General features: G+C 43.5%; 22 protein-coding genes and 1 pseudogene. 2 read left to right on the top strand and 21 right to left on the bottom strand.

The annotated features are described in order from the left end of the window. Both CH367_RS05540 and CH367_RS05535 read right to left on the bottom strand, forming a co-directional pair. Positions 1-816 (bottom strand): hypothetical protein, encoded by an 816-nt coding sequence (locus tag CH367_RS05540; protein ID WP_100761507.1) that lies wholly within the window; start codon positions 814-816, stop codon positions 1-3. 1 nt (position 817) lies between these two features. Beyond that, complete coding sequence (locus tag CH367_RS05535; protein WP_100761506.1) at positions 818-1723, bottom strand: histone deacetylase family protein; 906 nt, start codon at positions 1721-1723, stop codon at positions 818-820. Positions 1724-1826: 103 nt separating this feature from the next. On the opposite strand from CH367_RS05535, the gene pyk reads away from it, so the two are divergent. Further along, complete coding sequence (gene pyk, locus CH367_RS05530) at positions 1827-3254, top strand: pyruvate kinase (RefSeq protein WP_100762057.1); 1428 nt, start codon at positions 1827-1829, stop codon at positions 3252-3254. Positions 3255-3359: 105 nt separating this feature from the next. Here the strand turns inward: pyk and CH367_RS20920 are convergent. The 8 genes and pseudogenes from CH367_RS20920 to fabG all read right to left on the bottom strand — a co-directional run bounded on the left by CH367_RS20920 (position 3360) and on the right by fabG (position 10342). Then, positions 3360-4424: pseudogene (locus tag CH367_RS20920) on the bottom strand (LIC10774 family surface protein). A gap of 165 nt (positions 4425-4589) precedes the next feature. Continuing rightward, a complete protein-coding gene (gene lepB / locus CH367_RS05520; protein WP_100761505.1) occupies positions 4590-5606 on the bottom strand; it encodes a signal peptidase I in 1017 nt (338 codons plus the stop codon). A 6-nt stretch (positions 5607-5612) separates the two neighbouring features. Next, entirely contained in the window at positions 5613-6494 is an 882-nt protein-coding gene (locus CH367_RS05515; RefSeq protein ID WP_100761504.1) for a mechanosensitive ion channel family protein, read from the bottom strand. Further along, entirely contained in the window at positions 6494-7585 is a 1092-nt protein-coding gene (aroB, locus tag CH367_RS05510) for a 3-dehydroquinate synthase (RefSeq protein ID WP_100761503.1), read from the bottom strand. The genes CH367_RS05515 and aroB overlap by 1 nt, the downstream gene beginning before the upstream one ends. After that, positions 7582-8046 (bottom strand): NUDIX domain-containing protein, encoded by a 465-nt coding sequence (locus CH367_RS05505; RefSeq protein WP_100761502.1) that lies wholly within the window; start codon positions 8044-8046, stop codon positions 7582-7584. Before CH367_RS05505 ends, aroB begins: the two co-directional genes overlap by 4 nt. 56 nt (positions 8047-8102) lie before the next feature. Beyond that, positions 8103-8846 carry a ribonuclease III gene (gene rnc, locus CH367_RS05500; protein WP_100761501.1) on the bottom strand — a complete coding sequence of 248 codons (744 nt, stop codon included), beginning with the start codon at positions 8844-8846 and terminating at the stop codon, positions 8103-8105. A 54-nt stretch (positions 8847-8900) separates the two neighbouring features. Further along, positions 8901-9134, bottom strand: coding sequence for an acyl carrier protein (locus CH367_RS05495; RefSeq protein ID WP_100761500.1), 234 nt, complete (start codon positions 9132-9134; stop codon positions 8901-8903). Positions 9135-9577: 443 nt separating this feature from the next. Next, positions 9578-10342 carry a 3-oxoacyl-[acyl-carrier-protein] reductase gene (gene fabG, locus CH367_RS05485; protein WP_100761498.1) on the bottom strand — a complete coding sequence of 255 codons (765 nt, stop codon included), beginning with the start codon at positions 10340-10342 and terminating at the stop codon, positions 9578-9580. Between the two features lie 238 nt (positions 10343-10580). On the opposite strand from fabG, the gene CH367_RS05480 reads away from it, so the two are divergent. Further along, positions 10581-11156: a DUF4256 domain-containing protein gene (locus CH367_RS05480; RefSeq protein ID WP_100761497.1), complete on the top strand. Its 576-nt coding sequence runs from the start codon at positions 10581-10583 to the stop codon at positions 11154-11156. 13 nt (positions 11157-11169) lie between these two features. On the opposite strand, the gene CH367_RS05475 is transcribed toward CH367_RS05480, so the two are convergent. From CH367_RS05475 to CH367_RS05425, 11 genes are all read right to left on the bottom strand, one after another. Next, positions 11170-12447, bottom strand: coding sequence for a circularly permuted ATPgrasp domain protein (locus CH367_RS05475; protein WP_100761496.1), 1278 nt, complete (start codon positions 12445-12447; stop codon positions 11170-11172). A gap of 60 nt (positions 12448-12507) precedes the next feature. Beyond that, positions 12508-12951 (bottom strand): arsenate reductase ArsC, encoded by a 444-nt coding sequence (locus CH367_RS05470; RefSeq protein ID WP_100761495.1) that lies wholly within the window; start codon positions 12949-12951, stop codon positions 12508-12510. Continuing rightward, positions 12951-13295, bottom strand: coding sequence for an ArsR/SmtB family transcription factor (locus tag CH367_RS05465; RefSeq protein ID WP_100761494.1), 345 nt, complete (start codon positions 13293-13295; stop codon positions 12951-12953). The genes CH367_RS05470 and CH367_RS05465 overlap by 1 nt, the downstream gene beginning before the upstream one ends. A gap of 180 nt (positions 13296-13475) precedes the next feature. Next, a complete protein-coding gene (locus CH367_RS05460; RefSeq protein ID WP_100761493.1) occupies positions 13476-13970 on the bottom strand; it encodes a hypothetical protein in 495 nt (164 codons plus the stop codon). A 25-nt stretch (positions 13971-13995) separates the two neighbouring features. Further along, positions 13996-14478 carry a hypothetical protein gene (locus tag CH367_RS05455; RefSeq protein WP_100761492.1) on the bottom strand — a complete coding sequence of 161 codons (483 nt, stop codon included), beginning with the start codon at positions 14476-14478 and terminating at the stop codon, positions 13996-13998. Positions 14479-14500: 22 nt separating this feature from the next. After that, positions 14501-14974 (bottom strand): DUF4303 domain-containing protein, encoded by a 474-nt coding sequence (locus CH367_RS05450; protein ID WP_165783223.1) that lies wholly within the window; start codon positions 14972-14974, stop codon positions 14501-14503. Positions 14975-15265: 291 nt separating this feature from the next. After that, the gene (gene plsX / locus CH367_RS05445) at positions 15266-16273 is read right to left on the bottom strand and encodes a phosphate acyltransferase PlsX (protein ID WP_100761490.1); all 1008 of its coding nucleotides are present in this window, start codon (positions 16271-16273) and stop codon (positions 15266-15268) included. A gap of 5 nt (positions 16274-16278) precedes the next feature. Beyond that, complete coding sequence (rpmF, locus tag CH367_RS05440; RefSeq protein ID WP_000290471.1) at positions 16279-16479, bottom strand: 50S ribosomal protein L32; 201 nt, start codon at positions 16477-16479, stop codon at positions 16279-16281. Positions 16480-16570: 91 nt separating this feature from the next. Then, positions 16571-17188 (bottom strand): ATP phosphoribosyltransferase, encoded by a 618-nt coding sequence (gene hisG / locus CH367_RS05435; RefSeq protein WP_100761489.1) that lies wholly within the window; start codon positions 17186-17188, stop codon positions 16571-16573. Next, positions 17188-17931: a YfgM family protein gene (locus tag CH367_RS05430; RefSeq protein WP_100761488.1), complete on the bottom strand. Its 744-nt coding sequence runs from the start codon at positions 17929-17931 to the stop codon at positions 17188-17190. The genes hisG and CH367_RS05430 overlap by 1 nt, the downstream gene beginning before the upstream one ends. Before the next feature lie 24 nt (positions 17932-17955). Next, positions 17956-19638 carry a 30S ribosomal protein S1 gene (locus tag CH367_RS05425; protein WP_100761487.1) on the bottom strand — a complete coding sequence of 561 codons (1683 nt, stop codon included), beginning with the start codon at positions 19636-19638 and terminating at the stop codon, positions 17956-17958. Positions 19639-19680: the final 42 nt, after the last annotated feature.

Genomic DNA, 19680 nt, shown 5'->3' with positions numbered 1-19680 from the left:
TTAAACTTTCCTCATATAATGAGTTCCTAAAACGATCTTTTCCACTTTTTTATAATATTCTTCGTCGAAAAGCTCGGACTCGAGATAACTATTGATACAGGATACCATCTCTCCGTATTTCCAGGAGTATACTTCTCCCGTAGTAGCGTCGCAGATTTTTTCGTTGTGAATTTGATCGCTCAATTCCCTCAGATTGGTTCTACTGAACGATTGTAAAATCGCGCGAAACCTTCCTTCTTTTTCGGGATCCACAAACTGAAAGGATTTATGAAATAAAACCGCGTCATGAAAATATTCCGGAATATTGAAGGCTCCATAGGCTCCCATCTTCGTGGCGAGAATTCTGATAAAACCGGTGATCTCGTTCATCAAAGAAAGACCCGGATATTCCTGGCCCTGATAGAGTTTCTTTTTGACCTTCATGGTTTTCATCTTTAGGTTCTGGGTCAAGAGCCAGTCAATATAAACGAGTTTGTAGGATTGATCCAGCTTTTTAAATTGAAAGTCGGAAAATTTTAAACGCATGTGAACTAAAATTCCGCCGGAAGGATCCTTGATGTAGATCCGATTGTCCATGTCCGAAATTCCGTCCAAAGAAAGTTCGTATTCCTGATATCCCCTCGCCTGAAGAATCCGAAAGATGCCCGCGCTCTCGAGCATCTCTCTGACTTCTTCCCGAGTGAAACGATTGAAAAGACTGTTTTCGATTCCGAGTGAAGTATGAAATTCTCTGGATATATCGATCATTCCGAGTTCTTGACTGTCCAAAAATCCCGGGTTGCCTTTTTTCTTATCGGAATCGGAAAAGATACTCATATCAATCGGCCGCAAACACTTTGATCGTGTTGTAATGAATCGTTACCGTATCGTGAAAATCCTTCGCATAACCGCCTGCGGGAAGAATCACGACAGGAGCGTTTAACGCAAGTGCGAAGTCCTTAACGACCTTGTCCCGTTTACGCAATCCTTGAAACGTCAACTTAAGATCTCCGAGAGAATCTCCTTCGAAAGGATCGGCCCCCGCGATATAAAAAATCAGATCCGGTTTGAAGTCCGCTTTGATCTCGTTCAAAGATTTTTCCAAAAGTTCAAGATACTGTTTATCGTCCGTTCCCTCTCCGAGAGGAATATCCAAACCGGATTTTTCTTTCTTGGGATATAAATTGTCCTGATGCATGGAGAATGTAAACACGTCCGGGTCTTCTTGAAATACGACGGAATTTCCGTTGCCTTGATGAAGGTCCAAATCGATAAAAAGAATTTTTTTACCCGGATGTTCCTTCTGATAAAGTTTACCCGCGATCGCCGCGTCGTTCAGATAACAGAAACCTTCCGCACGATCGGGCATACTGTGATGGAATCCGCCGCCTATATGATAAACGAACTTGTATTTCTGAGTCAATTCGGTGGCGAGTATCGTACCTCCGACCGCTAAAACAAAACTCTGAACGATCTGTTTGGTGAGTGGAAGTTCGGAATACTGGGTTCTTTCCGTGAGTTTGAGTGAAAAAAAATCTTTGAGGAATTCTTTGGTGTGAACCAAAGCTAAATCCTTCTCTTTAGCGGGCTCGGGCTTGTATATATAGAGGTCCGCAAGTTTAGGATCTTGTTTTACAAGATTGTAAACCATTTGGTATTTCCTTGCGGGAAATACATGGGGACCCAGATCCATGTTATAATCTGGGTGATAAACCAAACCAATTCGTTCTAACTGCTTCTCCAAGGAGAGGACGCCTATTTTTGGTTCATTCTATTTTCCGGTTTCCGTTCGTAAAGAGGAAATATTCGCTGGAACAACGGAAGGCGTTTGTCTACAATTGCCGTTCATGAAAACCCTGAACGGGAAAAAAACCAAAATCGTCTGCACCATCGGCCCCGCCTCGTCTTCGGAAGAGATCGTTCTTTCCATTCTCAAGGGGGGAATGGATATCGCTCGAATGAACTTTTCGCACGGCACTCACGATTCTCACAAAAGAGTGTACGACACTCTCCGCAAATGCGAGCAAATCTCCGGATTTCCTTTGGGAATTATGGCGGATCTACAAGGGCCCAAAATTCGAACCGGAAAATTAAAACTCAATTCCGTTCTGCTCCATAAGGATCAGGAAATCACGATCGTCCCCGACTCTGAATATCAAGGAGACGAACACACGATCGGTTGCACCTATCCCAATTTGATAAACGACATCAAGGAAGGAGATAAGATCCTCATCGACGACGGTAAGTTGGTCTTAAAAGTAGTGTCGAAAAAATCGGATTCGGCGCTTCTCAAGGTGATCGTGGGCGGAATTTTATGGAGTAACAAAGGAATCAATCTTCCCGGAACTCCGATTTCAGCGCCCGCACTTTCGGAAAAAGACATTGAGGATTTGAAATTCGCACTCGGCCTCGGAGTCGATTACGTTGCACTCAGCTTTGTCCGCACCGGAGCCGACTTGGAACTAGCAAGATCCATGTTGCAAGGAAGTTATACGGGGCTCATCGCAAAGATCGAAAGACCCGAAGCGTTAGGCAATATCGATGAAATCATAGAACGCGCGGACGGAATCATGATCGCAAGAGGAGATCTCGGCGTTGAGATCGATACCGAAAAGGTTCCCATTCTTCAGAAAGAACTCATCTACAAACTCAACCAAGCGGGCAAGCCGGTCATCACAGCGACGCAGATGCTCGAATCGATGATCGAAAATCCGAGACCGACACGAGCCGAAGCGAGCGACGTGGCGAATGCCGTGATGGACGGAACGGACGCGGTGATGTTATCCGCGGAATCCGCGAGCGGACATTATCCGGTTGAATCGGTCGAGATCATGTCGAAGATCATTCAGGAAACCGAAACGATCGATCATATCTACGAAATTCACTGGAATATAAAAAAGACGTTCTTGGAATCGGAAAGAACCGCACTCGGTAACGCGGCAAGGGAAATCGCACACGGGATTCACGCAAATGCGATCGTGAACTTCACAAGAAGCGGTTACTCGGCTCTCATCACTTCGGAAATGAGACCGAAGGTTCCGATCTATTCCTTTACTCCGTTCGTTACGACCGCGAGAAAGATGAAATTGTATCGGGGTGTGATTCCTTTTGTGATGCCGTTTTTTACGAGATTGGAAGACATGATCGCGTATATGAATCAGAAACTCAAAGAGGACGAATTTCTTTTTCCGGGAGATAAGGTGGTAATTCTTTCCGGCGCTCCGGGAACCACCGTCAAAAGCGTGGATTTTCTACAAATCTATAAGATTCATTGAATATTCTTCTTTTGTAATCCGTCACCCCGATCGTAGAGAAAAACTCGATACGATCGGGAATCCAAACGGGAACTCATATCTATCTACCTGACCAACAAAACGTGTCTATTTCTGATTCGGCACACACAATGACGGAGCGATTAGGGAAGAACCGTCCGTTACGACATTCGTAGCACCGCCGCCGTGATTGAAAATGTCGATTCCTCCTGTGGAACTCCAAAAATCGATCGTGGGCGGATTGTGATCCCAGTTGTTATTCTTAGCAAACAACTCGGGAACAAGAAAGGAGCCGTGATCGATAAATAAATCCCGGATCGTATTGCAGAAGATCCAATTTCGTCCGAGACTTCCCAAAGGACCTCCACCCAAATCCAATTTCAAATCAAACAAAAGAATTCCGCTATCGTTGTTTCGAATCCAGTTGTTTTCGACAAGGTTGAACGAAGGCGATTCTTCTTGGTAGATCCCGACCGAATTGTTGCGAATGATATTGTTCGAAATCACGTTTAAACCCGATTGATAAACGTAAATCCCGGTCTAACCGTTGTTTCCGTTGATCAATGAGTTGTTTCGAACGGTCGCATTGTTTGCGTAATACAAAATAATCCCGGACGCCATCGAATCGGACATACGATTCGTGATCACAAAACCCCCGATCACGGAATTGCTCGCAAGAATCACAGCGGGAGAAAATGGAGAAGGAATCAAGTTTCCTCCACCTTCGATTAAGGTCGGTCCGGAATTCGGATATTCTCCCGAACCTGTGTAATATCCCCAGGATCCGCCCTTGGTCGACTCGTCTCCGAAAATCGTAACACCGGGGGCGATTCCGATCGGGAAGATTTCGCCTAACGCGGCGTTATACGTTCCGGCGGCCACGAGAATCACATCCCCGTTTTTTGCCAAAGACGCGGCCTTTGTGATCGTTTTGAATGGTAAAGAGGTTGAAGTTCCCGAATTCGTGTCCTTGCCGTGCAAGGCGTCCACGTAATACGTAACGCTCGCAAACGTAGCAACCGAGAATTTACTCCGGTCCGTTTGCGAATCTTTTACCGTTTTATCGGAAAACAGCGAAAGAAAAACGGAAACGTTATCCTTTCCTTGGTTTTGGTCCGCACATCCGCCTAATAGCGCGAAGGTGAAAACGCAAATGATCAAACTTTTTCTCATTTTATTTCTCCTTTTGAGAATGCGGAATCTAAAGGAGATCTTGATACTGTCAACGCGATCGATAAAAACAAAACTTTTGAATATAATAAAAATATATTCAATATTATAGATATACTTTCCGGATTTTATAAATTTGGTAGCAAAAGGAAACGAAGAATTTTGGTTTTATCGGCTTCGGTTATCGTAACCCATGCGGCTCCAAAGAATATTTTGCAATATTATGATTTTATAAATTCGTTTCATAGGACAGAATAGATCCTGATTCCCGTCGCAGATCCGCTCTTTCGATAGATCCCCGTCCGCGGAAAGATACGTAAACGCGAATTTTCCCGCGACTCGATCCGCGTCGATCGGTCCGATCGTTCTTGAATCATAGGAATCGTCTCGATTATCCCCGAGAACGTAAAATTCGTTTTCCTGGAGCGTTAGGCTCGGAACGCCAATCGGAACCGGCTGACTTCTGGTTTCGAAGATCGGAACCAGATGATCTCCTATGACTTCCGTCAAAACAATCAGATTAGCGGGTTTAACGCCGGATTTCCATTCTTCCGTACGAACGGACGAAATCTCTTGCGGAGATTTTTCACCGTTTACGGAAGTTCTAAGAACTTTAAATCCATCGGAAGTCAATTCGTCCGAAAACTCGATCTTGTCACCGGGAAGACCTACGATTCTCCCCAAAAAACGTCGTTCCGAATCCTTATCCCGATACGCGACGATGTCCCCGTGTTTTAGTTCTTTCGTATAAAATAATTCCGTAATATAGAAAGAATCGTTCACGTTCAAAGCGGGTTGCATCCCCGAGGAAAGCTGGATCTTTGCCTTTAAAATTCTGTCTTTAAAAAGTTCGTCGATCAAAATCCCCGAAACGATCAAAATCAAAAAGGCGATCGGTAAAAACCAATATGCGGAAGGAAACGTATCGGATCGATTGTCCGATTCCGAACGAAGAGTGAAGTAGATCCAAAGTCCCCAGACGGATACGATATAAAGAATCAGAAAAAAAATCGCGATTCGACCCGATCCGTTCACAAAGGCCGAATAAGTCAAAAGGGTTCCGACTAAACCGGAAAAAAGCGCGAACAAATAAAACCAACCGAACAACTTTCTGTCCTTAAGATAATAAAAACCGAACGGAGGTAAAAACAGATTCAAAAGAACGGAGATCGTTTTGCGTTTCATAGAATATTATAAAATTCGAATACCGGGAAACTGTTTGAATTCCTTCAGGATCTGATGGGAAATTTTCGTCTTCATATCCCTGCGTTCCCGGACGTGCGTAAGATAGCGCAGAGAAAAAAGAATTCCACCTTCCTCCAAGGAAAGATAAACGATGGGAGAAGTTTTTCCCAAACGAACCAGATAATTTTTGGAAAGTTCCTGAAGGGTATAATCGATTTCACCCTGATCGATGATCGCGTTGTTTCGAATGATTCCGTTCAGAAGTTCTTCGGCCTTTTCGAAATCGGAATCGTACGGAATTTTAATTCTCATCTCGTCCCAAACGTAATTCATCTTATCCTTAACCACAATCACTTGACGAAGAATCACGAAATGATTCGGAAAGTGCACAAGACGGTTTGTGGATTGATCCGACTTGGGATCGGAAGAAATTTCCATCAGAGTAAAACGGTTCATCCCGATATTGATGACGTCCCCTCTAACTCCTTCGATTTCGATACGATCCCCCACTTCGAAACCGTTACTACCGTGGATAAAAAACCAACCAACGAAGTTGAGAGTGATATCCTTGAGAGAAATGACGATACCCGCTCCCGCGAGACCCATAACGGTGGGAAGATAGGAAAGCCCCGAAAACACGACCGGCAAAAGAGTGACCAGACCCAAAATGACGAATGACATTCGAGCCATCTTTCTTCGGTTGTAACGCGAAGTGACGTCGATCGTCGGTCTGAAAAAATCAAGAACGAGTATGATTACCTTGTAGGAAAGAATCAGAAAGATGATGAAGTAAACTACTAAAATCAATTCTTCCGCAAGACTCCGTTCGTTCAATTTAAGAAGAATGAACGGATTGATACTTTTCAGAAAATCGATTTCGAAACCCATCAGAGACTCTTTTGTTTACGAATCGTTAATATGATGTCCCTGGATTCCACCGGAATATCGAAAACGGGCGAACCCGGTTTTTCCAAAAGAACAAAACGGATGGAACCGCCGACGTTCTTTTTGTCGTGGAGCATATGTTTTGCGAGTTCCTTGGACTTCAGTTTTGTTTGAAACGGAAGGCCGTAATTTTTCAGGGTTTCGATCGTTTCGGTCGTGGTGATAGGATCCAGACTCGATTTCTGTTCGCTTAACAAAAGCGCGGTGACAAGACCGATCGCGACCGCTTCTCCGTGCGAAAACTTTTTATATTTCGTAACCGATTCGATCGCGTGTGCGGTGGTATGACCGAGATTCAAAATTTTGCGAAGACCGGTTTCCTTTTCGTCGCTCGAAACCACGTTCGCCTTAAAACGAACCGACTCGGCGATCAAGTAGGGAAGAATCGAAGAATCCACATTCAAATCTTTGAATGAATGCGCTTTTACCTTGTCCCAATATTCTCCTCCGGAAAGAAGGGAATGTTTGATGATCTCGGCCTGACCGCATTTCCATTCTCGTTCGGGAAGTGTGGACAATGCGAACAAAGGAGCGAAGACAAACTCGGGTTGATAAAAAGAACCGATCATATTCTTGCCGAAGTCGGCGTTCACCGCAACCTTACCGCCCACGGAAGAATCCACACAAGCGAGTAGAGTTGTGGGAATCTGAACGAAACGAATTCCTCTCAAGTAAGTCGACGCTATAAAACCCGCAAAGTCCCCCACAACTCCCCCGCCGAAAGCGAGAATCAGGGACTTACGATCCGCACCGTATTCAATGAGTTTATTATATACGTCTCCGGTTCGATCGATATGTTTCGATTTTTCACCGCCTTTGACGTAGATCTCGCGAACCGGAATTCCGAGGGGAGCCAATTCCTTTTCCAGATATTTGGAATATAAAGAATGAATCGATCTTTCCGTGATTAAAAAAATGGAAGTGACTCCGGGAAGTTTTGCGATCTCTTCCGACAAACCGGAAAGATCCGTATGAAGATGAACCGGAACGGATTTGTGTTCCGTGTTCACCGGAATGGTTTCAATAAGACTCATTTTTTTTCAGATACCCAAGTGCTTTTGATAAAGGGCGCCGGTTGAAAATCCCCTTGCAAAAGAAAGGATTTGATATCGGGCCTAAGATCCATTTCACGAACCGCGGCGAAAGAAAAATAACCGAAACCGGTGATCGCCTTTTCCTTCAGATTGAGTTCGGGAACTTCTTTTTTAACGTTCACCGCAAAGACGAGTTGAATGAGATGTCTTTTTCCGCCCGGTTCAATGGACTCATTTAAGAGTAAAAAAGAAGCCGATTTCATTTCAAGAGAAAGTTCTTCCTTGAGTTCTCTTTTAAGAGCGTCTTCCGCGCTTTCACCGAATTCGATTCCGCCTCCGGGCAAAAGCCAATAGTAAGAATCTTTTTTCTTTTGTTGAATGAGAAGAATTTCGTTTTGAGAATTTTCAATCAAGGCCGCGACCCTGACCCTCAATCCTTTTTTTTTAAAGAAAAAATCCATCTACTTAGATTGTCGTCCTTTGATCCGAGGAATCTTGATTTGGAAAGGAACGTTTTCTAAGTTCCTCTCTGAATTCGGTTGTAAAGTTCTTTGGCCGCGTTTTGTTCCGCCGCCTTTTTGCTGACTCCGGAACCGCTCGCTTCCCACTTATCTCGGATACGAACGGTAACTTGAAAAACCTTCGCGTGGTCCGGACCGGATTCTCCCTTCATACGATAGACCGGAAGAACCTTAAAATGTTTCTGAGAATATTCCTGAAGTTGAGTCTTGTAATCACGGACAGATTCTTCCTTTTCCGGATTTTCCGCAAATTCTAATAGATGTTGAACTATGAATTTTTCTGCGGTCTCAAAACCCAAATCCAAATAGATCGCACCCACAAGGGATTCGAAAAGATTCGCGGAAAGTTTACGACGTCCTTTTCCTTGAGAATTTTTTTCCCCCTTACCCAAAAGAAGATATTCCCCCAAGCCAAGATTCTCCGCGATCGAGTTTAAAATCGGCGTGGAAACGATTCTGGATTTGATTCTGGACAATTCTCCCTCGCTCGCCTTGGGATATCTTTGAAAAAGCGCACGAGCGGCCACAAGACCCAATACGGAATCGCCTAAGAATTCAAGACGTTCGTTGTCCTCTGTGATCTCGGGGTTCTCGTTTTTATAAGAACTATGGATAAATGCGGTATTATAATATTCTAGTTTAGAAAACTTGATTCCGATTTTTTTAGAAAGCTTTTGAAGACTTTGTACCCGGTCCGGGTTTTTGAGAGAGGAAGAAGGTTGTGTTTTCTTAAAGATCAAAGGAAGGAAAAAAGAATTCCGAGTTCCGCGAAGAACCCGGAAAGTCTCAAACGATTAGGACTTGAGAGCGTCGATGAACTTAGTTACGTCCCCGACAGTTTGAATTTTCTCAGCATCTTCGTCAGAGATTTCGATTCCGAATTCTTCTTCGAGAGCCATTACTAGTTCAACCGTGTCCAGAGAATCTGCACCGAGGTCATCGATGAAGTGAGCCTCAGGTGTAACTTCAGATTCATCCACTCCAAGTTGTTCTACGATGATAGATTTAACTTTTTCAAAGTCTGCCATTGTTTCCTCCGTACCACATTTAGGTGGTATGATGATTTTTTGTTAGATTTAGTCAGGCGGATATAAAATCCACCGAATTTTATAGATTTAATTCCGAAAATATTTGGCAAGCCAATATACTTTTTTTCAGAAAAAAACTCCTTTAAATCGTTGATTCGTTTTTGTTTTTCAAATCGGTTTTTTAACGATTGAAAAGACCGGATGCATTGCAGGAAAGGTTTCGTAAGAGTTTGTCTCATTAGAATCGCTTTTTAATTCATTCAATCAATTTCATTCTATTCCAAAAATGAAAAATTGAAAAGGAAAAAGATTCTTTTCTTCCACGAACAAAAAAAAGAACTGATCTGAAATTTGTTTATTTCGAACGAGTATGAGGAAATACGGAGAAATCGATTCTTCCACTCAAGAAAAGAGTGAAAGAATCATTTTGAAATTCTAAATTCTTAGCCTTGTGCGCCTGGGAGAAATCCCCCGCCGTTCACTTCGATTACCTGACCGGTAATAAAAGAAGAAATATCGGAAGCTAAGAACGCGATTGTATTCGCGATATCTTCCGGTTGTCCCGCTCTTTTAAGAGGGATGGCCGCAACCATGGCAGTTCTGATTTTTTCCGGAATCGCTTCTGTCATTTCAGTGGCGATAAAACCCGGTGCAATCGCATTACAACGAACCTTACGAGAAGCCATTTCCAACGCTACGGCTTTCGTAAAACCGATCACTCCCGCTTTGGATGCGGAATAGTTGGTTTGTCCTATGTTTCCGTTCACTCCCGCGATGGAAGAAAGATTGATGATGGATCCGCCGTTCGGATTTTTCATCATGAACTTGATAGCCGCTTGAGTACAGTTGAAAGTTCCGGTAAGGTTTACCGCGATCACAGCGTCCCATTGTTCTTTTTTCATTCTCATGAGAAGAGTATCTTTCGTAATACCGGCGTTATTTACGAGTATGTCCACGCTTCCGAATTCTTCCACACAAGCTTGGATCGCTTTTGCGGAAGATTCAGAGTCCGCTACGTTTGTTCCGATTCCGATAGCTTTCACTCCGGTTTGTTTTGCGATTTCTTCCGCAGTCGCCTTGCTCGCGTCTTCGTTCAGATCCGCGATTACGATGTTTGCTCCCGCTTTTGCAAGAGTTAGAGCCGTTGATTTTCCGATTCCTCTTGCGGATCCGGTGATGACGGCGTTTTTACCTTTTAAATCGATCATAATTCTTTCCTATTCGGGTGCTCTGCGGCTAAAGTATTTCCTTCGAATAGCGGGTCAAGGGAGTTTTCCGCGTTTTAAGTCCCGCAAACAGAACGAACGTTCTGCCCCGATCCTTCGAAATAGTCGATTCTTGTAATATTCTTTAGAAGAAATTTTCTTTCCTCTTTCGAAAAAGACTTTTCTTATCGAAGATCGAGCATTTTAACCTATCGATTCAACGGAAAAACGAAGTAAGAATATGAGCAAAAAGAATACGGCAAAAAAGAAATTAACACCGGATCAAAACGAAGAATTACTCAAAACGTTGAAGACTCGTTTTGAAAAAAACAAAAAACGTCACAAGGATCTCGAATGGACGAAGGTTCAAACGAGGTTGGAATCGAATCCGGAAAAACTTCAATCTCTTTACGAAATGGAAAGCACAGGCGGCGAACCGGATGTAGTCGAATACGATTCGAAAACCGGCGAGTTCGTTTTTTACGATTGTTCCGCGGAAACTCCGAAAGGCCGCAGAAGTGTTTGTTACGATCGGGAAGCTTTGGATTCCAGAAAAGAACATAAACGTGCGGACAACGTGATCGATATGACCCGAGCGATGGGAATCGAACTCTTAACGGAAGAACAATATCGTTTACTTCAGAAGCTCGGTGAATTCGATTTAAAAACTTCGAGTTGGATCGTAACCCCTCCTTCGATTCGAAAACTTGGCGGGGCTCTTTTTGCGGATCGTAGATACGACGCCGTTTTTGTTTATCACAACGGCGCGTCTTCGTATTATGCGGTAAGAGGTTTTCGCGGTTCGCTGAAGGTTTGAATTTTAGAATTTGTCAGAGATTCGGTAAAACATAAACGGGAGAAAAACCTCCGCCGGGAGTTCTAAAATTCGTGGTTTGACCTTGATACAATCTGGAAGCCAGGAGTAAGATTTTTTCCCGATAAACGTAAGCTCTCAAATCCGTCTTAAAGATTTTCTTTTCACCTTCTTTCAAAAGAATTCTTTCGGAAGGGTTTACGATTTCTTGATATATGTTATCGCCGTCCATAATTTCTTGAAAAACTCCCTTGGTCAATTTATCTCCTCGATAAACCGCCTTACTTCCGTAACCGCAAGTCGGTTTAAAAAAGAATTTTTTTCTTTCGGACCAAAGAGTCTGCGGATCTACATTCTTTACAAATCCCGTAAAAGGAATCGCCTTGGAAAGAATCCGAAGATCCTCCGAATCGACTTCTGCATTTTTTAAAAACTCAGAATCGTTCCACAAAATGAAATTCGCTTTTTTTGCATAGAGTTCGTAGTCCAATGGATTCGGACTGATTACGACGGTTTCTTCTTTCCATGCATTTTTGAGAAAACGATTCTCCGGTTTGTCCAAATAAAAATCGGTGAGACGATTGTAGATGAAATCGACCTTCTTTCCTAAATGATAAAGAAAGCCGTTCTCATCCGCTTGCAAGGATTCCGGCGAAACGATCTCGGATTCAATGCCTTGTTTTAAAAACAAATCCTTAAATAAAATAAATTCAGGATAAAGAAATTGTTCTTTTGGATTTTCATCCAGGATCGCGATGAATTTCGATAGATCCTTTTTACCCGAGTTCTTCCATTCCTGAAGAAAGATTTCCAAAAACGAAAATTCTAATTCGTTCAATTCCTCTTTAGAAGGAAGCGCGTCCCTGACTTCTATGCAACATTCTTGTTGTGCTTCCACAAGTTTCTTTTGTAAGAATGCGCCTCCCGCGTTCGTATTGATTTCGATCAGCTTCGGACCGGAATCCGTAAGATGAAAATCGAAACTCAAAAAAACGCCGCCTTCGGAATAACGTTCTCTCAGAGGTTCCGGAAACTCCCGGAGAAGTTCCTTACGAACAGTATGGTTTTTTAAAATTCGTTGAAACGTGGAAACGGTTGCCTGTATCGCATCCAATTCTTTCGGATCCAAAAAATACGCACTCGAAGAAAAATAACTTTTAGACAACGCGTCTATGTCCAAGTGCTCCGCGCCGTTCGCTTTTAAAATTTTAGAATGAAACACTTCTTCTAAGACGCTTTTTTCCAGAGTCACACATTGACATTCTCGATTGAGAATCTGTGAAATTGTAGTCATATCCGATTCGCCTCTATCTCTGCGGGTTTCAAAAACCGTCTCTTTTCGATCGCATCGTGCTCAAACTTTCCCGGAGTTCGAAATCAAATTCAGTTCACGTAAAAAATTCTCCGCATAGTATCGAATCATTTCCCGAACCTTCCGAAATTCTTCCATGATTTCCTCATCCGTTCCGATCGCCTTTGCCGGATCGGGAAAATTATGATGAAACCGAATCGCTTTCGAAGGGAAATAAGGACAATTCTCCTTCGCGTGATCGCAGACGGTGAGAATATAAGAAAAATCTAAATTACGATATTCGTCGATATGATTGGAAGTGTGGTCCGAGATATCGATTCCGATTGCTTTCATCGTGGCGATCGCGCGCGGATTGACTCCGTGTGTTTCGATTCCGGCGCTGTAAATTTCCGCGTTGTCACCCGCAAGATGTCTGAGCAAACCTTCGGCGATTTGACTTCTACAACTATTTCCCGTGCACAAAACGAGAATCTTCGGCTTCGTCATCAGCAACAATTCTCCTGGTCTTGAGTTTTATATTTATTTAAACCGTCGAAGAAAGCGTTTAAGTCTTTTCTGAATTTTTCGATCTGCGTCCAGTTGAGACAATAACAGGATTTATTACCGTCCACCTCGCCCGAAATCAATCCGGCCGATTTCAATTCCTTGAGATGTTGAGAAACCGTGGCCTGAGCCAAAGGTAAAACCTCGACGATTTCACCACAGATACATTCTTTCTTTTTGGCGATCGTGGTTAAAATCGACAACCGCGCAGGATGCGAAAACGCCTTGGAAAATTCAGCGAGCGATCTCGCCCCGTTCTTAAACTGATCTTTTTTATTAACCGCCATATTGTATATCGTAAATATACGATAATAAAAAGCAAATGAATTTTTTACCCGAATTGTCAGAGATCACTCTCTTTTAATTCATTGCATCCTCGGATGTCTCTTGCTTACACCTTGCAGAACGATCCAGATTTTATCTGATCCAAGACTTATGAAATAATGCAGACCTTTCCACATCGTCGCTTACGATTCAGGAGGACATTGAGGAGTAAAAATTTGAACCGAAAGATATGTAAACGGATCGGATTTAAAAACATATTCGATTCCGCATTGAAGCGATACATTGTTGGCGTCGCTTTTCAGTTTTTTGTCTGCTGTCGCACAATAGAAGCCGTCCACGATGGAAATATCGTATTTGATGAACTGATCAACGGGAAGAATCTTTTCCGCGGTGGACCACTCCTTTTTCATAAACTCCAGAATTTTCTTTTTATCTTCTTCGATTACTTTCGGATTTTTATTTTCTTTCGCACTCAAACCGGAAGATTTTAAAGGATCGATTCCATAACCGCATCGATGTTTTTCTTTCCGAGGTTGGACGGCTATCGAGGTTGAAGCTTCCGCTACGGCTGAAGAATCGGATTTCGGTTTTTTCAGATCAAAGAAACATCCTACGATCAAAATTCCGATCGCGATACAAATGACTGCGGATCTGCAAAAAAGAAAAACGACTTTCATGATTCAATTTTTTGCATACGAACGGTCAATCGAAGAAAAGAATCGTCTTTGCCCAAAAGAAATTCCAAACGATTCTGAGAAGGGTTTTGAGAATCATAAAGGTCAAAAGAATCAAGGAGAGAATATAACGTAATTCCGTTCGCATTCTTTCCATCGCGGGTTCGTCGGATTCTCCTCCTTGCAGAACGTTTTCCCATAAAATGCGAATCCATTTGGATTGATAGAAAAGTTCTCCGAAGATAAACGCGAACACGAGAATTCCCGCCAAAATCCGAAACGATCTCGGAATCTTTTTTTCAAGAATCAACGATATGTCGATCCCCGCAAAAATCAAAAACATAAGTCCGTAAAAAAATGCGGAATATCGGAATAGACTCGGCTCGAAAGTTTCCGGGTCGACGCTCAATCCCAAAAATCTTCCGAGCCAAAGATTCAAAGCGAAAAATAGAAAACCGAATATCAAATCCGTTCTTAAAAGTTTTTCCGATTTATTTTTCGTTTCAGTCATTACGATAAAGAAATTTCTTATCTCAACGATGAGCTAAGGTTTTGGAACCGAGTCCGCGGTTCGTTATTTTGAAATCCTTCGTCTTTTGAAGATACTGAAAAACGTTTCTTTCCTTAAGAATTTCGAGGACCTCGTTCATTGCGGAAGAATAATCGCTATTCGGCTTTTCCTTCTCATCCAGTTGATCGTGTTCCTGAAAAAGAGTCTCGTCGAAGGGAGTTTGAAAACCGCGATTTAAAGCGCGAAAGCAGGCGATACCGCGATAGGCCCAGCCGTATGGATCATTGCGAAGTGTGGCGATCTTCTCGGGAGAATCGTAGTATCTGGGAGATTGGGAAGCGAGTTCCTTGAGAGCCTTTTCGAAGTGGCCAACCGAATTGAAACAAAGTCGACTTTCGTCGATTGCAAACGCGTAAAAAATTTCACCTTGGTGTTCGTGAGAAAACTTTTCGATTTCTGCCTGAGCAAAGTCGGCCAATTTATTTACATCAAACATAGAGCCCATCCTGCTTTTGTTATAAAAGGTCTACAACCGGAGGTCTATTTTTTGATTCTTTTTTGATTGGTGATAAAAAGTCCGCGTCAGACGAAACAAACGATGAAACAAGTTATGCGCGTTTGCCTTTCGATGTCGTATTAGAAGAGGAACGTTGTGCGCCGCCAAAACTCGCCTAACAAGGCTTCCATACGGATGAATGTAGAAAAGAAACGTTTTAAATCTTCTTTTATAGGAGGATAAGGAAATCGTTTTATAATGCGGAATGCTTGAAGATAATTCGATTCGAATTCAGATATTGTATTTCTTTAGATCCGCCGCGATCCGATCGTTGATCTGATGTCCCGCGCAGATATTCACGACGCGGATCGCACTTTGCACCGCGAGCGCGTTAGACGATCCGTGCCCGATCAGACAGATTCCGTCCACGCCGAGCAACAAGGCTCCGCCGTATTCCGCGTAATCGAGACGTTTTTTGATCGCCGCAAAGGTCGGCTTGAGTAAAAGAGCGCCTGTTTGTGCAAGACTGGATTGTTTGATACTTTCCCGTAAAACGTTGAAGATAGATTTTGAAAGCCCTTCGGTCGCTTTCAAAACGATATTCCCGATAAAACCGTCGCAGACCACTACGTCCACGTCCTTGCCGCTTCCGTATAAGTCCCGACCTTCCACGTTTCCAACGAAGTTGATCGGAAGTTTTTTGATCATATCGAAAGCCTTCAGAGAAACCGTGTTTCCCTTCTTGTCCTCTTCCCCGTTGGAAAGAATCCCGACTTTCGGATTAGAAATATTGAATATGAGTTTAGAATAAATTTCTCCCATAACCGCGAACTGCGCCAGATAATCCGGCTTACAATCCACGTTCGCACCCGCATCTACGAGGAGCATAGGAGGTCCGTTTTCCTGAGGAATCGGAGCCGCGATCGGAGGACGAAGAACTCCGGGAATTCTTCCCAAATACAAAAGCGCGGAGGCCATGGTAGCCCCCGTGTTTCCGGGCGAAAACATTCCCACGCAGGTTTTATCCGCGACGAGTTGTGTGGCTTGAACTACGGAAGAGTCTTGAAGTGTGCGCACGGCGATCGACGGAGAATCGTTCATGTCGATGATCTCCGATGCGTGCTGGATTCTTACTTTAGCTGTGTCGTAATCGAATTTGAGGAGGATCTCCCCGATTTCTTCTTCTTTGCCGACCAAGACGACATTAGCCCCATCCTGGTTTACGGCATTAACGGCGCCTTCAATGATTTTTTCCGGCCCGTAATCGCCGCTCATTACATCGACGGCGACCCACATCATAGGTATTAATTTTCTTCTTTAGGCTTCTTAACTTTCGGCTCTAAAACGATTCCTGTTTTGTAGAATCCACAGGTTGGGCAGATTCTATGAGGAAGTCTGTAAGAATTACAATTAGGACAAGGAACCAAATTCGGTTTCCCGATGGCATGATGAGCCCTTTTTGTCCTTACTTTTGATTTCGATTTGCGTCTTTTGGGAACTGCCATTGCTTTCCTCTTGGGAAATTGAAGTTATTCAACTATACTTTTTTGAGGCTGGTAATCCTCAATCATTATTTCATTCAAACGCGAAGAATGGCTATATTTTAGAAAGAGAATCCATGAATTCCACGGCTTCCTTTCTTTTTCCGTAGAGAGAAGAACGGTTGAAAACGAGCCTCGCAGAGGATTCTAAAATTATGTCCAGCTCCTTGAGTCCGTTCGCCTTCAGAGTTCCGCCGGTGGAAACCAAATCCACGATGCAGTCCGAAAGTCCGACAAGCGGAGCCAATTCTATACTTCCGTAGAGTTTGAAGATCTCGCAGGACAATCCTTTGTGAAAAAAGAATTCTCGGGCTAAGTTCGGATACTTGGTCGCGACTCGGATCTTACGATGACGCGCTTCCAACGTATAACCTTCCGGCGCGGCCAAGGAAAGTCTGCACTTTCCGATCTTCAGATCGAGAGGGGTTGCAAGATCGTAACCGCCTTCTTTGAGAACGTCCCAGCCGCTGATTCCGGCATCCGCAGCGCATTGTTCCACGTAAGTCGCAACGTCTTGGGAGCGCACGAGAAGAATTCGAATTCTCCCCTTTGGATCGTTGTAGATGAGTTCTTTGGAATCGGGATTCGGTTTGGAGGAAAGCCAGCCCTTGGAGATCATCAGATCGATGCTCTCCTCGGCAAGTCTTCCTTTAGGCAAAGCCAGTGTAAGCATCAGCCTTTCTGGTTGAGTTTGACTAAGAGAAACGTCGCGTATTGTTTTACGGTGTTGTAATCCGTAGCGGGGGTTTTAATGTCCTGATCGAGAACCTTCTTTAAGGATTCGATCGCTTCCGCCTTTTTACCGTTCTGCGCTTGAAGTCTTCCGGTTTGGTATAAACTCCACGCTAAGAATCCGTTTGCTTCTCTTGTGTTTGTGAGAAGATTTGCGGAAGTTGCAAAGTCGGTTTCTGCAACTGCGAGGTTTCCTTCTCTTTCACGAAGGTTTCCCGCGAGATAGAAATAATACGCTTTTACTTCGGTAGGCTCGTCGATTTTTTTGCCGGCCCATTCCAATTTGTCCGCGGCCTTTTGGAATTCTCCGTTTCTGGAATATAAATCCGAAAGAATTTTTGCGAGCCTGAGATCCAATTTTTTGGAAGAATATTGTTTGGAAACTTCCTCGTAAGCCGCGATCTTTTCTTTCAAATCGATTGCGGGATTGGCGCGGAACTTTTTGTCCAGAGCTTCGAGGGCGATCGTTCCTTTTTCGAACTGGGAATCTTGATATTGAAAGTAGATTACGAAAGCGAGAATGATCACAAGAATCGCACCCGCACCGATCAAAACTTCCTTAATGCGCGAAGCGATCGCTCTGAAGAATTTAATCAGAGCTAATTCAACTTTGCTACCTTGGAAGTCCGCGTAAGGATCAACCTTAACATCTTTCGTCAACTGACCGGATTCGTGCCGTTTCATATCAAGTCCTTGTTTCGAGGATTCTTATCTGAGAGAAGTGTTTAAGAAACTTCCCAAACTTTCACGAGAAGGAGCATCCGAAGTCTTGAGATACTTGGACATTTCTTCTCTCTCGAGAGCCTTGTCAAAATCCTTGATGGATAAGGAGATCTTCTTGTTCTTCACATCAATCTTGATGACTGCGGTTTTCACGATCTCGTCCGGTTTGTAAATTTCCGCGATGTTCGTTTCTCTTCCGTTAGGAACTTCGGAGATATGAACAAGACCCTCGATTCCGGGAGCAACTTCTACGAAGATACCGAATTCTTTGATGGATTTGATCTTTCCTTCTACGATGGTTCCGATCGGATGTTCGTTGCGGAAAATTTCATACGGATTCTCGAGAAGTTGTTTGAGACCGCAGGAAATTCTCTGCGCGTCCAAGTTCACGTCGAGGATCATGTATTTTACGGTGTCGCCTTTTTTGAGTTGAGAAGTAGGATTGCTCGCCTTCTCGTCCCAAGTGATGTCGCTGATATGAATCAAACCTTCGATTCCGTTTTCAACTTCGACAAACGCGCCGTATTTAGTAATGCCGGTAATCACTCCTTCCAGAACGTTTCCTCTGCGGATTTCAGGGCTTAACTGATCCCAAGGATTCGGTTGGAGTTGTTTGAGTCCGAGAGAAAGTCTTCTGTTTTTGAAATCGATGTCCAAAACCAGAGCTTCCACTTCTTGACCTTTTTTTAATATGTCTTTCGGTTGTGGGGGTTTTTTAGCCCAAGCAAGTTCTGAAGTATGAATCAAACCTTCCAGACCTTCTTTCAATTCCACAAACGCGCCGAACTTCGTTAAAGAAGTAACGGTTCCGCGGATGACCATTTCTTTTTCCAAAGAACGTTCCGCCCAAACCCATGGATCTTCGTAGAGTTGTTTTAAACCTAACGCGAGTTTGTTGTTTTCCTTATCGAGTTCGAGAACTACAAGTTCCACTTCTTGACCGATTTGGAAATATTGTTTAAAAGGAGCGTATTTTTTGTAAGAGATATCTCTCTGACGAAGAAGACCGGTAACTCCGTCGACTTCGCAGAAAACTCCGAAAGAAGCAATCTTGCTGACGACGGATTTAACCTTATCGCCTACTTTGAGTTTGAGAAGAAGAGCATCCCATTTTTCTTCGTTCACTTCGTCCAAAAGTTTCTTTCTGGAAACCACGCCGGAACGAGTGCGGTCGTTGAGTTCGATGATCTTAAACTCAAGTTCCTTGCTTTTGAAGGTTTCACCTTCTTTGAATTTATAGCTGAGTTGAGAAGCCGGTAAAAAGAGATCTACTCCTTCTACGTTTACGATGTAACCTTTGCCTTTGATTTCGTTTACTAAACGACCCGTTACTTGGTAGCTGTTTTTGAAAGCTTCCTTAACGATTTCCCAACCTTTTCTTTGGTCGGCTTCTTTTTTAGAGAGAATACATCCCGAGTCTTGGGATTCTTTTCTTTTTACGATTGCGGAGACATAATTGCCGCGTTCCGGAGTTTCGTCGAAATCTCCTCTTGGGATACGGCCTTCTTGTTTGAGCCCTTCGATTGCCACATAAACGTAGTCGTTGTCGACGGATACGATCTTTCCTTCAACGACTTGATCTTTCCGGAGTTCCGGTTCTTCGTGTATTGATTGTTCCCACTGTTTGAATACTTCTGCAAAAGTGGACTTCTCTTCCTTGTTTGTCATGGGGCGTAGGTTACTCGGCTAATGGTAGTTCAGGATCCGTCT

The sequence above is a fragment of the Leptospira barantonii genome (assembly GCF_002811925.1).
Classification (GTDB): domain Bacteria; phylum Spirochaetota; class Leptospiria; order Leptospirales; family Leptospiraceae; genus Leptospira; species Leptospira barantonii.
The sequence above is the reverse complement of the archived record's forward strand: the minus strand, read 5'-3'. Positions and strand labels throughout refer to the sequence as shown.